Annotated in this window: 9 protein-coding genes; all 9 read left to right on the plus strand. The window is 43.4% G+C overall.

What is annotated here, in order from left to right; all coding sequences use genetic code 11:
• The first annotated feature begins 84 nt into the window (after window positions 1-84).
• The 9 genes from F2B13_RS18770 (at window position 85) to uvrB (ending at window position 15,699) form a co-directional block, all read left to right on the plus strand.
• Window positions 85-3,204, plus strand: a complete 3,120-nt coding sequence (locus F2B13_RS18770) for a PA14 domain-containing protein (RefSeq protein ID WP_149275213.1) — start codon at window positions 85-87, stop codon at window positions 3,202-3,204.
• Between the two features lie 64 nt (window positions 3,205-3,268).
• Complete coding sequence (locus F2B13_RS18775; RefSeq protein WP_149275212.1) at window positions 3,269-4,171, plus strand: ABC transporter ATP-binding protein; 903 nt, start codon at window positions 3,269-3,271, stop codon at window positions 4,169-4,171.
• 6 nt (window positions 4,172-4,177) lie between these two features.
• Entirely contained in the window at window positions 4,178-5,011 is an 834-nt protein-coding gene (locus F2B13_RS18780) for an ABC transporter permease (RefSeq protein ID WP_149275211.1), read from the plus strand.
• A 380-nt stretch (window positions 5,012-5,391) separates the two neighbouring features.
• Complete coding sequence (locus F2B13_RS18785) at window positions 5,392-8,112, plus strand: T9SS type B sorting domain-containing protein (protein ID WP_198439756.1); 2,721 nt, start codon at window positions 5,392-5,394, stop codon at window positions 8,110-8,112.
• A gap of 13 nt (window positions 8,113-8,125) precedes the next feature.
• On the plus strand, window positions 8,126-8,950 hold the full coding sequence (locus tag F2B13_RS18790; protein WP_198439755.1) for a carboxylesterase family protein: 825 nt from the start codon (window positions 8,126-8,128) through the stop codon (window positions 8,948-8,950).
• Between the two features lie 168 nt (window positions 8,951-9,118).
• A complete protein-coding gene (locus F2B13_RS18795) occupies window positions 9,119-9,298 on the plus strand; it encodes a hypothetical protein (RefSeq protein WP_149275208.1) in 180 nt (59 codons plus the stop codon).
• A 69-nt stretch (window positions 9,299-9,367) separates the two neighbouring features.
• Window positions 9,368-10,819 (plus strand): T9SS type B sorting domain-containing protein, encoded by a 1,452-nt coding sequence (locus F2B13_RS18800; RefSeq protein WP_198439754.1) that lies wholly within the window; start codon window positions 9,368-9,370, stop codon window positions 10,817-10,819.
• Window positions 10,820-10,923: 104 nt separating this feature from the next.
• Window positions 10,924-13,650, plus strand: coding sequence for a T9SS type B sorting domain-containing protein (locus tag F2B13_RS18805; RefSeq protein WP_149275206.1), 2,727 nt, complete (start codon window positions 10,924-10,926; stop codon window positions 13,648-13,650).
• 60 nt (window positions 13,651-13,710) lie between these two features.
• Window positions 13,711-15,699, plus strand: a complete 1,989-nt coding sequence (uvrB, locus tag F2B13_RS18810) for an excinuclease ABC subunit UvrB (RefSeq protein ID WP_149275205.1) — start codon at window positions 13,711-13,713, stop codon at window positions 15,697-15,699.
• Window positions 15,700-15,776 lie beyond the last annotated feature (77 nt).

Raw genomic sequence — 15,776 nt, forward strand, 5'->3', positions numbered from 1 at the left:
CAAAGCATACACAACAAAAAGTTCAATAAGACATAGCCTTTGATTTATTTTACCTTGTAGTGTCAGAACAGTTAAAAACTTACCATGTTCTCTTTTAGGCATTTTTTTTTATTGATCTTGGTATGTTCCTTTTCAATATCGGTACATGGTCAACTAAGCGATCTTCACTATTTACCGCCATTAAAACAGGGTCAAAATAACGGTGCCATTCAACAACAAGCCGTATATCTATCTACGCCGGAGACCTCCTCCTTTACCGTAAATGTATACCGAGGAACCTCTACAACCTCTTTGGCTACCTTTACAATTTCCAATGTGGCACCGGCAGTATATAACCTTCCGAACGGTGACAATAATATTACTTTGGTTGATAATTCGAATACTGGGGTAGTACTCAACAATGGTGGGTTACGATTCGAAGCACCGGGCGGCAATAAATTTTATGTAAACTATCGCGGCAGGTCCGGTTCACAAGCTGCTTCCTTAACCACTAAGGGACGCGTGGCAATGGGAACCAATTTTAAATGGGGAGGTGTACCCAACTTAGGCAGCCATGTCTCCAAATCGAATACTTTAGGAATAATGGCGACCCAAGACAATACGACAATTACCCTTTCTGGCTATGACCCGAACTGCGAATTTCGTGTGGGTAACAATAGAGCCGGTATTACTGATAACTCTTACACCATTACTTTAGATGAAAACGAATCTTTTGTCTTTGAGACGTACATTGGCAATTCGCCAACTCCGGCACATGAAAGGGGATGGATAGGTGCTTCAATTGTATCGGATCAAGCTATTGTGATCAGCAATGGGTCGTTAAACTATGGTAGACAGGCTGGCAACAGCAATAGGGATGCCGGTATCGATCAACCAGTTCCAGAAAACAGACTAGGTAAGGAATATGTATTTGTAAGGGGCAATGGCAACTCCAATGGTTGGACCGAGTTTCCATTAATTATTGCCACTGAAAACAATACACAGATTTTCGTAAATGGTTCCGCTACATCGATAGCAACACTCAATGAAGGTGATTTTTATGAGATTGCAAGCAGTAATTATTCCTCCAACTCCGTGGGTGCCAATATGTATGTAGAAACTTCAAAAGATGTTTACGCCTATCAATGTGTGGGAGGTTCTACGGCAGCATATACCCAAGGTTTAAATTTTGTAGCCCCGGTAAATTGTCTTTTACCCGATACGATGGATAACATCCCAAGTATAACAGATGCCGCAGGCGTGACTATAACTGGTGGGGTTACCATTATTGCAGCTACTAGCACGCCAGATGCAAATATTACGGTGACCGATGGAAATGGCACGGTTGCACTACCTGCTTCCTCACCGATAACGGGAACGACAGACTGGAAAACCTTTTATCTTCCTAGCCTTACGGGTAATGTGAGTGTACAATCCTCCGGGCCTATAGCTGTTGGTTTCTTTGGCTTCAACGGGGCTCGAGGTGTCGCGGGTTATTATTCAGGTTTTGATACTTTACCAGATATCGATCTACAAATTACGGGAAATTACTGTTTGCCCGGAACAATTTTAGAGATTGCCAGCGGAGAAACATTTGATGCCTATCAATGGTATGGAGATGGTGTTTTAATTCCAGGAGAAACATCGGCATCATATACTGCCGCCACAGCAGGGGACTATTATCTAAGGGTTACCAGGGGGCCTTGTAGTTATGACTCCAATTCCATATCAGTCTACTATTGTAATCCGGATATTGTAGTGAACAAGACGGCAAATGTTTCCACTTTAAATGAGGGTGATAATGTAACCTTTACTATCACCGTGGAAAATTTAGGGATAGATCCTACTACAAATTTGACGATAACCGATATAATGCCCAGTAGACTTTCTATAGTATCCACAACACCATCGGCAGGAAGTTGGACATCCCCCGACTGGAACGTAGGTACGCTCAATAGCGGTCAATTGGAAACCCTGACCATAGCGGCGATTGCAGATACAAACAATTCAATTGTTCCCGCATTTTTTGTAACCAACACGGCAAGTAACAGCCAAGACCAAACAGATAACAACATCACTACGGATAACCCCTCCGTTTCGCTTACTATCTATAATGATTATGACAATGATGGTGTAATTGATATTGCCGATTTAGATGATGACAATGATGGTGTCTACGATGATGCTGAAGCAAATATATGTGCCGGAGGTCTCGATTATGAATTCTACGATTTGACGCCGACAGGAAATACCGTGGATAATATTCCCCTGACGGGATCTTACGCCACGGGAACTGCAAACAATGTAAACGTTGCCGGTCTGGCCGCGATACATACACCGGGTGATGGTGAAACATATTCGGTGCGATATACCGGTTATATCGAAATCGAGAATGGTGGTTCATACACCTTTTACACTGATTCCGATGATGGGTCAAAACTGTATATCGATGCCAATTTGGTCGTTGACAACGATGGTCTGCACGGCATTGTTGAAGAATCTGGTACTATAGCGCTATCTCCTGGTCTTCACTGGTTGGAAATCCTTTTTTTTGAATTCACGGGAGGCGATAATCTCGTTGTTCAATATCAAGGACCGTCGATAGTCAAACAAGATATTCCATTTTCAATTTTATTTCCTGCATCCTGCGGATCAGATACAGATGGATTTCCAGATCATTTGGATCTGGATGCCGACGACGACAGCTGCTCCGATGCCAACGAGGCCTATACTAACGTCAACGCGGATGGCGGTGACGACGGTGTATATGGTTCTGGTGTTCCCGCTGTAAACGCAAATGGTACCGTAATCGCCGCAACCTATACCGTACCAGAGGATATCGATAGCAATGGCACCTACGAATTTCAAGAAGCAGGTGCCACTCCAACCATAACACTAGCCCCGGCAGATACCAGGACTTTTGTGAACACCACTGCCAACTTAGATAGTACCGATAATGGGGACGCCCACCAATGGCAGGTAAGCACCGATGGAGGAATAACCTTTACCGATATTTTAGACGGGCCGGAATATAGTGGCACCACCACCAACACCCTTAACATCATACAACCGGGGATTGACAAGAACGGTAACCGCTACAGGGTGATCATCACCAGTGATACCTTTATCTGCGGGAGCATAACCTCGACCCCGGCCCTACTGAACGTCAGCCCCGCCACTATAATTACGAATAGAAGAATTACCTACAGGGTGAATAAAAATTGATTTTGCCGTAACAATTTGATCGATTTCTCGTCAAGTAGGTATAGTAATCTATAAACCATCCTTTTTGAGCTCTATTTTAACCGTTGACCATCTAACCAAAAGATTTGGCTACCTCACTGCTGTCAAGGATCTATCGTTCTCCATTGAAAAAGGGAACGTTTATGGTATTTTAGGTCCCAACGGAAGTGGGAAATCCACCACCTTGGGTATTGTACTCAACGTTGTGAATAAAACTTCAGGTAGTTTTCATTGGTTTGACGGACATACGTCCACTCATGATGCCCTCAAAAAAGTGGGGGCCATTATAGAGCGGCCCAACTTTTATCCCTATATGACCGCAGTACAAAACCTTAAACTGGTCTGTAAGATAAAAGAGGTTTCCCCCGAAAAGATCGATGAAAAATTGGAACTGGTCGGTCTGCTAGAACGTAAACATAGCAAATTCAAAACCTATTCCTTAGGTATGAAGCAACGTCTTGCCATCGCTTCTGCCCTGCTTAACGACCCTGAAATACTAATTTTGGATGAACCCACCAATGGGCTTGACCCCCAAGGCATTCATCAGATTCGGGAAATCATAAAAAAGGTAGCTGCCCAAGGAACAACGATACTTCTGGCCTCCCATCTTTTAGACGAGGTAGAAAAGGTATGCAGCCACGTCATCATTTTAAGAAAAGGTGAAAAATTGTATTCCGGAAGAGTCGACGGTATGCTGGCAAGTTACGGTTACTTTGAATTGAAGGCCGAAAAGATGGAATCCTTAAAAAAATTCTTAAAAAGCGACCCAAAATTCGGCTCTATCACTGTAGAAAACGGCCTTCTAACAGCCTATCTAAATGAGGAAATGGACGCCACGGAACTCAACACCCTACTTTTTGCGCAAGGCATCACACTTAGCCATTTGGTAAAACGGAAGGAAAGTTTGGAAAAGCAATTTTTAACGTTGACCAAGAATCAAACCCACTAAATCACCATGTTTCGACTTCTACACATAGAGTTCATAAAGCTTTGGAACAACAGGGCCAGCAGGGTTTTAATACTTTCTTATTTTATTCTGCTTACCTCCATTGCCTTGGTCGCTGCCATAAAATTCGATATAGGCCCTATTCAATTCCACCTAGCGGACCAGGGTATTTTCAACTTTCCGTACATCTGGCACTTCAACACCTTTATTACGGGTATTTTTAAGTTGTTTCTAGCGATTGTTATTGTATCGATGATGTCTAACGAATACAGTAACAAAACGATTAAACAGAATCTGATCGATGGTCTTTCCAAGAAAGAGTTTATTCTGTCGAAGTTCTTGACCGTCGTTTCATTCGCCCTTATATCGACACTTTTTGTATTTGTAGTCTCCCTGATTTTGGGAATGGGCTATTCCGATTACACAGAAATCTCCATAATATTCTCTGACCTTGAGTTTTTGGCAGCTTATTTTGTAAAACTCGTAGGCTTCTTTTCATTTTGCCTTTTTCTAGGTATTCTCGTAAAAAGATCCGCTTTTGCACTAGGGTTTCTGATTTTGTGGCAAGTCTTCGAGGCCTTCGTAAGGGGCATGATCCGTTGGAAGCTCTTTGATGCCGAAACAACGGATACCATTATGGGCTATTTTCCGCTCAATGCCATGTGGAATTTGCTAAAAGAACCTTTCTCTCGTCTAAATGCCGTACAATCAGCCGTTAAACAAATGGGGGAGCAACTAAACCTGAATTACCATGTACATTGGTATGAAATCCTGATTGTACTCGGGTGGACGGCAATTTTCATCTTTTCATCGTACGCCTTGCTGAAAAAACGTGATTTGTAGTACCTTGCCCAAGTACTGTAGGGTTAACAGAACCATATAGAACATATAAGGACCTATAAGCTTTTTAGCTTCTCGAGAATTGCTGTTTGAAATGAAAGAAAATACCCTTCCTAGAGGGCTGGTATTTCCATTGACACTGGGGAATTACTGCCTACGGACAATATGATCCGTCTTAAGGAGAGCTAACCTTCCCTTCACCATGTATGGGTGAATTCGAAACACTTTCATTTTCAACTATCGACCGTAGATCAAATAGGTCTCCAATTTGAAATTCTTGACTATTGATTCTCATTGGGCCGTACCACGTTTTGTATTAGAGTCTTCCAAAACATGGTATCGAGATATTTTAGTATTTTTAAAGACTTTTGATAGCTATGAAAATGAGTAGAACGCTTTGCCTGATTTTTCTTTTCTTCGCCGGCCTTCACCCTATCCTTGCCCAAAGAGAAGCCTCCCGATGGTATTTCGGCAATGAGGCTGGTTTAGACTTTAATAATGGGGTACCCGTTGCGTTGAATGACGGAAAGTTGGCTACACACGAGGGATGTTCGACCATTTCCGACCAAAATGGAAACTTATTGTTTTATTCTGACGGAATACATGTGTGGGACAAACGACATCGCCTCATGCCTAACGGTATTGATCTTTTGGGGCATGAATCAAGTACGCAGTCTGCGATTATCGTGCCGAAAGCCGGTTCTATGACGCAATACTATATATTTACCGTTGATGAACCAGACCCCGAAGAAACTGATAATGCAGGGCTCAACTATACCTTGGTCGACCTCTCATTGAACAACGGTTATGGAGATGTCGTATCTTCGGAAAAAAACGTTCATTTAATTACCTACAACCCTAATGACCCCGTAGAATCAAAACTTAAATGTTCGGAAAAGATCACCGCTGTTGCCCATAATGATGAACAATCGATATGGGTAATCACCCATTTTGTGAATAAATTCTATGCCTTTCGAGTCGATGCAAACGGGGTGAACCCTTCTCCCGTCGTCAGCCAGACGAATACCACCGTACCGCCACAAGGCTACAAACAGAACGGTATCGGTTATTTAAAGGTGTCACCCGATGGGAGTAAAATTGGAATAGCCCACAGTCAAACCAGCCAATCGGAACTGACAGGCCCTAAAACCCAAGGAAAGCAAACGGGAAAGGTTTTGCTCTATGATTTTAATACTACCACGGGTGCCGTGTCTAACGAATTATCCCTTTTGAGCAATAGAATTCCCTATGGGGTGGAGTTTTCCGCCAAATCGACGAAATTATATGCGACCGTAAACAATTACGGCAGCGACGGATCGCCTCAGGGAAGTTCACTATATCAGTTTGACCTTGCTGCCGGTAATATTGCAGGTTCGCAAACCGATATTATAACCGCGGCCCAAACGGCCGGGGCATTACAACTAGGCATTGACAGTAAAATATATAGGGCCGGCTATCCCATTAATGGTTCAGGAACAAGTCTTTCCGTCATAAATAATCCGGAGGCAAAGGGTAACGCCTGTAATTATGTGGACCGTACCGTATCGTTAAACGGCCGTTTTGCAGAGCTCGGCCTGCCCCCTTTCGTGCAGTCTTTTTTTATCTTGAAATTTGAGTATAAAAATGTCTGTCTCGGTGATACCACTGAATTTACGATTCTAGATGAAGCCCCAGTCGATACTGTATTATGGGATTTCGGGGATGGCCAGACTTCCACCGATATTGCACCTACGCATACCTATGCCCAACCTGGGGAATATACGGTCTCTCTGACCAAATTTTTTGGAGGTATCCCTTCGGATCCGATTACCAAACAAATCACCATTTTCGATGCACCCGCTGTACCTGAAAATCGTGTGGCCTATTATCAGTGTACCGAAGAGCAAAACACAAACGGTATTGGCACCTTTAACCTCAACTTGATCAATCCGACCGTAAGCTTGGACAGTGACCAGATTATCAATGTCTTTTACTATTCGGATATCGCCTCGGCCCAACAGGACGTGTTGAATACCAATGCCCTACCTTACCAGTATACCAACACCGTACCTGATGAGGTACTGGTTGCCAAAGTGTACAATCCCATCAGCGGTTGTTATAGTACAGTTGAAGTGGAACTGAAAATAAAGACCACACTGTCCTTAGGGGAAAATGTAATCTATGGATGTGCCTTAGGAAATGGTTTAGGAGAGTTCCATTTAGACGTACAACGCGATTTTCTTATGGAAGAATTCAATTTGCCTGAAGAAAGTTCCATTAAATTTTATCCCGAAAAGGAGGATGCCTTATTCGGTGATGAAAACTACTTGCCCGATGATTTTATCTCTGAAAATACGGTAATATATATCAGGGTAGATAATGAAAACATCTGCTATGGCATAGGGGCCTTGAGCATTGAATTGTCCGACTTTGATATAATACCTTTCGAAGAACAATTGCTATGCGACAACCAACCTTCCGGTGTTACCTTAACAGCAGGCATTCTCTCGGGCAACACCGACGAATTCACCTACCTTTGGTCTACGGGCGAAACTAGCTCCACGATCGAAGCAAGTTTACCAGGGCAATATTCAGTGACCGTTACTAATGTTGCAGGATGCAAAAAGGAAAGGGTAATCGATCTCATTCAAGGACTGTCACCCCAAATCGACCGTGTAGAATCGTCCAATGACGTGGTTAAAATATTTACCGTGGAGAACGGCGATTATGAATATGCCCTATCGGATATTAATGGACCTTATCAAAACAGCAATGTTTTTGAAAACGTAGCTAGTGGCGAACAGACGGTTTATGTAAGAAATAAAAATGGATGTGGGATATCTTCGGACACGGTTTCGGTAGTCGCCTATCCAAAATTTTTCACTCCGAATGGAGATAATGTGAACGATTTTTGGCAACTAGACGGGTTAAGCGATGAATTCGAACCTGAATCACCAATTTATATTTTTGACAGGTATGGAAAACTTTTGGCCCAAGTGGATCCTGTCTCATCAGGTTGGGATGGAATGTATCAAGGTAAGTTATTGGCCTCTTCAGATTATTGGTTCAAAGTGACATTGAGCGGCGGGCAATTGCTAAAGGGTCATTTTTCTTTAAAACGATAAAAAAATGATCAAGATGAAACGACTAGTAGTAGTAAAACCCGCATACTTCAGAAGACTTCTGGCCCTAGCCATATTCATGGCACTCACATTAGGATGTAGCTCCGATTCCGAAGACCCACCCCCTCCAACCCAAGAAGAGGACATAACCTTTGACGATGTTGAGACCGCATTTTCTGAGTTGCAGATGACCGTAGGGATTAATGATTTTTCCCTTAAGGTTCCTGGTGACCTTAGCTGGACGTTTAGGGCCATAGTTCCAGAGCTATCGAACGACGAAAAAGTACCGCTATTCGTTCATTTACATGGAGCTTCCGGCGGAAATCCGAACGCCCATAAAAGCACCTCTTGCTACATGGAGCCTGCATTGGAAGATACCAAAGCCTATATCATAAGTCCAAATGGAGGTAGCAACCAATGGTACGAGCCAATTAACCAGTCACAGGTTATGGGCCTAGTTACCTATGCCTTAAAATATTGGAATATCGATCCGGATAGGATCGTCGTTGTGGGTTACAGCGATGGCGGCAATGGGAGCTGGTTTTTTGCGGAGACACAACCTCAAGTGTTTTCCGCAGGAATACCGATGGCCAGTTCATACAGTACGATCGGCACCGACGGTGCCCCTAGAAAAATCGATACGCCGCTCTATGTCATCCATGGGGAAAATGATGACCTGTTCCCCGTTGAAGAAACTGAATCTTGGGTCGAACAGTCGGTCGAGGTGGGAAGTCAAATTGAATTTGTGGTGGCACCTGGCCTGGTGCACAACGAGCCCTGCGAGTATGTGGCTTACCTGAAAGAAGGTATTTCGTGGATAAAAACCAATGTTTGGCAATAGACCGTATGACCCAAAAAGAGTGCGAGTCAGAACCCCGAACATGTACATTAATAGGAGAAATCGTCAAGTGACCTCTTTATCCATAAAAAAGCTACCGCCGAAGCAGTGGTGACCTAAAATTTATTAATAAGCCATTATGGCAATGCGTCAGATTTTGTAGCGGGATATATGAAAATAATTAGATATAGCGAATCGAACCATGTAGCGATAACACAAGTTTTTGACCAATACCGTGACCGTATAGCTGAAATCGATATTCTTCAAAAGGTTGGGACGAGAATCGTAAGGGAGCATCAGTTCTCTCTTCCGATTATTGGTGTTTGCCACTTCGCTAAGAATCTAGAGTAGCAAGGCCATTTCGCCTCACAAATATAGATGGGTAACGAGAAAAGGAAAAATCGTGTAGGCGATACAATTATGAAAAAAATTAGTTCCATACTTCTTATGTGGTGCACCTGTTTTTTATATGCTCAGGAGTGCACAACGATTAGCTTTCCGAGTGATGGAACCCTTGATGTTCCGGTAGATGTGACTATAACATGGCCTTCGGTCGAAGGCATAAATGGGTATCTGATTTCATTGGGAACAACCCCTGGGGGAACTGAAATATTGAAACGACAGGCCATTGGTATTGAAAACTTCTACAAGGCCCCTTTGGGGCTACCGGAAAACACCCAAATCTATGTCACTTTAAGTATTCTCACGTTCAACGCCCAACCTAAGGAGTGCTCCAGCATTAGTTTCAGAACTGTAGATGTGGTCTCACCTCCGCCTTGTACTCTTTTAGTAGCTCCTGACAATAATGCTGCCAACGTTACCATAGTTACTGATATTATCTGGGCCTATTCCCCTACCGCTACTGGCTATACATTGTCTATGGGAACCATTCCGGGAGGTACGGATATTCTTGACAATGAAGATATGGGCAATGTGCTAACCTACGAACCTCCCCAAGACCTTCCTCAAGACACTCAAATTTATGTCACTGTAATACCAAGGAACGAAAATGGTTCAATGGCCCCATGCACGGAGGAAAGTTTTAAGACAGGGCCGGCACCATTTGCTTGTGATCCGGTAATTGACGAAAATACGGGGAATACCACTTTTCTAAGGCCAAGAACGCAGTTCCCGGCGGTAGTAGGGCTCTGTAGCGACGAACTTCCCTATATTGTCGCTACCAAAGATACCGCTGACGGTTTCAGGTGGTTCAAGGGAAACGTGGGCAGTACCGAAACCTTGCTGTCGGAAGACCGGGAAGTTGCGATAAACGAGCCTGGAAGATATCGCTACGAGGCGTACAATAGCATCAGGCAGTCGAACGGCACCTATATTGAATGCGTAAGTTCCCAGGTGTTTACCATAGTAACCTCCGAAAAGGCAATTATTGAAAAAATAGAGTCGGTTTATAGACCTGGAGGTAAGACAATAACCATAGCGGTATCTGGAAACGGACAATATGAATACTCACTGACCAGCGAAAATGGGCCATATCAGAACAGCAATGTTTTTGAAAATGTTAGTCCGACCCCACCTTTCGCCTATGTAAGGGACAAAAATGGGTGTGGCATCACCCGAAGAACGGTAGACCGTGATTTGACCCTAAAAGACTTTCCGAACTTTTTCACTCCTAATGGTGACGGGGTCAATGATTATTGGCAGTATATACCTCCCCCCGAAAACTACGAGCAAAGTTTGGAGGTAATCCGTATTTTCGATAGATATGGAAGTCTGTTGACCCAAATCGACCCCCAATCCCAAGGCTGGAACGGCACTTTCAATGGACGCCTATTGCCCGCTTCCAACTATTGGTTCAAAGCAACGTATGTAGACCATCGTGAAATACGGGGGTATTTTGCACTCAAGCGATAAAAAAACACGGTACCCTTAATCTTCATTGACCGGCCCTACAATAATGCCGTCTGGTCTAGTATCACAATTTGAATTATGGTATATTGTACAATGGAGAAATCACTATGAAAAAGGAAGCCATCATATTCTTTTGGGTGCTTCTAATCCCGTTATTTATCTCGGGACAAGGAGAAACCAGTAATTGGTACTTCGGAAGCGGGGCGGGACTTCGTTTCAACAATGATGGCAGCGTAACCCCACTTTCAAACGGGCAGTTACGAACATTGGAAGGGTGTGCTACGATTTCCGACCCTTTTGGCAATTTACTCTTTTACACTGATGGTATTACCGTTTACAATGCCCGACATCAACGTATGGAAAATGGAAACGGTCTTTTTGGAAATGATTCAAGCTCGCAATCTGCCATTATCGTCCCAGACCCCGGGAATGAAAATGGGTATTATATCTTTACCGTAGATACGTCTTTCGGGGAATTTGACGAAAGTTCCGGTTTTAACTACTCCTATGTCAATTTGATGTTGGCCGACGGCCTTGGGGCGGTGACAAAAAAGAATGTAAATCTTTTACCCAGGTGTTCCGAAAAAATTTCCGCTGTGGTCAAAGATTGTGATGAAAGTTCATTTTGGGTTATAACCTCAGCTCCTGCCAATGCAAATTCAGAAATTTATAATAATATATTCAGCTACGAGATCAATGGTGAAGGTATTCAAGAACCGGTAAAATCTGTTATTCCACAACTTTATGCCGAAGATAAAAGGGGCTATTTAAAGTTATCGCCCAACGGAGCCAAAGTGGCCATGGCAACGGCCGAATCGGGTTTGTTCCTTTTAGATTTCAATCCAACCACCGGTACCGTATCCAATCCCTTAAGGCTTTTCATGAATCGACAAAATTTTGCGCCCTATGGGGTCGAATTTTCACCAAACAACCGCTTCTTGTACGTGCACAGCTCCAATGATACCATGGAAGAGCCACACTCCTCCGCACTGTTTCAATTTGATCTCCAATCTACGGATATCAACGAAAGCCGACGTACCTTAGATCAGCGGAGCATTTACCGTGGAGCGCTTCAATTAGGACAGAATGGCAAAATATACAGGGCCTTGGCAAACAGTTATCAAGCGGGCACCAATTTTTTGGGCGTTATAGAAAATCCAAATGATCCACAGGCCGAATACGTACATAATGCGATCGAATTGGGCCCAGGAACCAGGTCAACGCAAGGGCTACCCCCTTTTGTACAATCTTTTTTTGATAAGGTAAATATCATCGGTAGCAAAGGTGAAAACCGAACAAACAGTGGCACGTTACCCCTATGTGTTGGGGAAAGTTACACACTGGAGGCTCCGGAATTTGCAAACGGAACATACGTTTGGTACAAGGACAACGAAAAACTAGCGAACAGCACCTCATCTTTGGAGTTAGCAAATACCACCATAGCCGATAGTGGCACCTATAAACTGGTTATTGAAGGTGTTGGCTATGGGCGTTGTCCGGTTCAGGGCGAAGCGAAGGTTATCGTTGAGCCCATACCGGAGCCCGAAGATACAGAGCTCGTTCAGTGCGACATCGATGAAAACCCCGAGGACGGTCTTGCCATCTTCAACCTTAACAATGCCTTATCCGGACTTACGGGGCCTGGGTCTGATTTCTCCTTGACATTTTTTACGAGCGAGCAGAATGTACTTGACAATGTGCCCATTGCCAACCCCGAAAAATATCAAAATATAAGGGCTGGCGAAGAAATTTGGGTATCGGTCCGCAATAAAGCAGGATGTGGTGATTTGGCCAAAATCACCTTACAAACCGTACCCGTTGCGATCGAACAGGCCACCGTCCCAAATTTTTATGGCTGTGACGAAGACCCCCAAGATGCTATTCTTGCAGGTTTCTTCGATTTCGATGAACTGGCCCTGCGTTATACAGGCATGGAGGCTTCTTTTTATAGTGATTTGGAGGACTTGGCCCAAGGGGAAAATGCCCTTGTCGATCCGGAAGTTTTTGAAGAGGGAACCGTTATCTATGTAAAGCTGGCAAATAATGGTCAATGTGCAGCTGTCGAATATGTAACGCTCTTAATAGACCCTAAACCACAGGTAGAGCCCCCCTCCGACATTCCTATTTTGTGTCTGAATAATCCATCGATTACCCTTATCGGGCCAGAAGGTTACGATGAATACCAATGGTTGCGGGAAACCGATAATGGAACTTATGAAGTTGTATCTGAAGGTATGGTCGCAAATTTGTCCAATGGAGGTTCCCATATACTACAAGTAACGGAGTTCTACGAAGATCAACAAGGTACGCGAAGCTGCTCTAATACGGCAATTTTCACCGTACCCGTATCCAATGTAGCGATATTTCAACCAGAGCCCGAAGTACGTGATCTTTCACAGAATAATATAATTACAGTCTTTACTTTTGGGGAAGGCGACTATGAGTTTTCCCTTAATCCCGAAGGCCCCTATCAATCGGATAATTTTTTTGAAAATGTACCATCAGGATTCGTTACCGTGTATGCACGGGATAAAAATGGTTGTGGCCTTTCGGAAACGGAAGTAGCTGTGGTCGGCCATGATAAATTTTTCACCCCGAACAACGACGGAGTCAACGATTTTTGGCAAATCAACGGCATCAATAAATTGGTGCAGCCCGGTTCTTTGATCACCATATTTAATCGTTATGGCAAATTATTGGCCCAGTTAAGACCTGAGGAGCGAGGCTGGGACGGAACGTTCAAGGGCATACCAGTACCATCCTCCGATTATTGGTTTAGAGTGGAATTACAAGATGGGCGGATGTTCAAGGGCCATTTTACCTTAAAAAGATGAGGAGTCACAAAAAAGGGAAAGGAGCTTCGCAACCTCATAACGTTTCGTATTTTTAACGGCATGAAGTTTAAGGTAGTTTCGGGGTTCAAACCCACAGGAGATCAGCCTGAGGCCATTCGACAGTTGGCCGAAGGTATTAAGAGTGATGAACGGTATCAAACACTGTTAGGTGTTACAGGGTCGGGCAAAACCTTTACGGTGGCCAACGTCATCGAAAAGGTACAAAGACCTACCCTGGTGCTCTCACATAATAAAACACTGGCCGCTCAGCTCTATTCGGAATTCAAACAGTTTTTTCCGGAAAATGCAGTTGAATATTTTGTATCGTACTATGACTACTATCAACCCGAAGCTTTTATACCTACCACTGGGCTATATATTGAGAAAGATCTTTCGATAAACGAAGATATTGAAAAACTGAGGTTGAGCGCGACTTCGTCTTTGCTGTCCGGTAGGCGCGATGTACTTGTTGTAGCCTCGGTCTCTTGCCTTTATGGTATTGGCAACCCCATTGAATTTCAAAAAAATGTAATCTCTATCCGAAAAGACCAAGTTATTGCCCGTACCAAATTTATGCATCAATTGGTACAAAGTCTTTATTCGAGAACAACAGCAGATTTTAGAAATGGAAATTTCAGGGTTAAGGGAGATGTGATAGATGTCTTCCCCAGTTATGCCGATCATGCCTTTCGTATACACTTTTTCGGGGATGAAATCGAGGAAATCGAAGCCTTCGATCCTTTCAACAATACCCTCTTAGAAGTTTACGAAAATCTAAATATCTATCCGGCCAATATGTTTGTGACCTCCCAAGATGTGCTTCAAAATGCCATTCATCAAATTCAGGATGACCTGGTTCAACAGGTCTCTTATTTCAAGGAAATAGGAAAACCTTTGGAAGCTAAAAGATTAGAGGAGCGAACTAATTTTGACCTCGAAATGATTAGAGAGCTTGGCTATTGTTCGGGTATTGAAAATTATTCAAGGTATCTAGATGGTCGCGAGCCCGGCACCCGACCCTTTTGTTTATTAGACTATTTTCCGGATGACTACCTTATGGTGGTCGATGAAAGTCATGTGACTATTCCACAGGTACACGCCATGTACGGTGGGGATCGATCTAGAAAAGTGAACTTGGTGGATTATGGTTTTCGTCTACCGGCAGCAATGGACAATCGCCCCTTAAAATTTGAAGAATTCGAAGCCCTCCAAAACCAGGTTATTTATGTGAGTGCCACCCCAGCGGACTATGAGCTGAAACTCAGTCAGGGAATTTATGTCGAACAGGTTATCAGACCTACCGGATTGTTAGATCCTGAAATTGAAGTAAGGCCGAGTCTAAATCAAATAGATGATCTGGTCGAAGAAATACATATCAGGGTAGAAAAAGACGAACGAACCTTGGTCACTACCCTGACCAAAAGAATGGCGGAAGAGCTTACCAAGTATCTCACGCGTATCAATATTAGGTGCCGATATATACATAGTGATGTGGACACTTTGGAACGTGTAGAGATTATGCAAGATCTTAGGAAAGGTATTTTCGATGTATTGATAGGGGTTAATCTACTTCGAGAGGGTCTAGATCTACCCGAGGTATCTTTGGTCGCCATCATCGATGCGGACAAGGAAGGTTTCTTGAGAAATAATCGATCTCTTACCCAAACAGTGGGAAGGGCGGCACGACATCTCAACGGGAAGGCGATTATGTATGCCGATAAAATTACCCAGAGCATGCAGAAGACCATTGACGAGACGAACTATCGACGTGAAAAACAATTAGCCTATAATACCGAAAATAATATAAAACCCACGGCATTAAATAAAAGTTTAGATAGCGCTCTGGCCAAAAATTCAGTTTCAACGTATCATTTTGAAAAGGAAGAAATGCGAGCCGCCGAACCCGAACTTGAATACCTCACCAAAGAGCAAATCGAAAAGCTGATTCGAGACAAAAGAAAAGCCATGGAAAAAGCCGCCAAGGAATTGGATTTTATGCAGGCGGCAAAGCTTCGGGATGAAATCAAACTGTTGCAAAAACAAGACTAAACTTTCAAATAAGATCAAATTTTGATCAAAAAATTATTTTTATATTAAAGGTTTAGTTAATGCAGTATATATTTCTG

The organism is Pareuzebyella sediminis (genome assembly GCF_008367235.1).
In the GTDB taxonomy this organism is placed as follows: domain Bacteria; phylum Bacteroidota; class Bacteroidia; order Flavobacteriales; family Flavobacteriaceae; genus Pareuzebyella; species Pareuzebyella sediminis.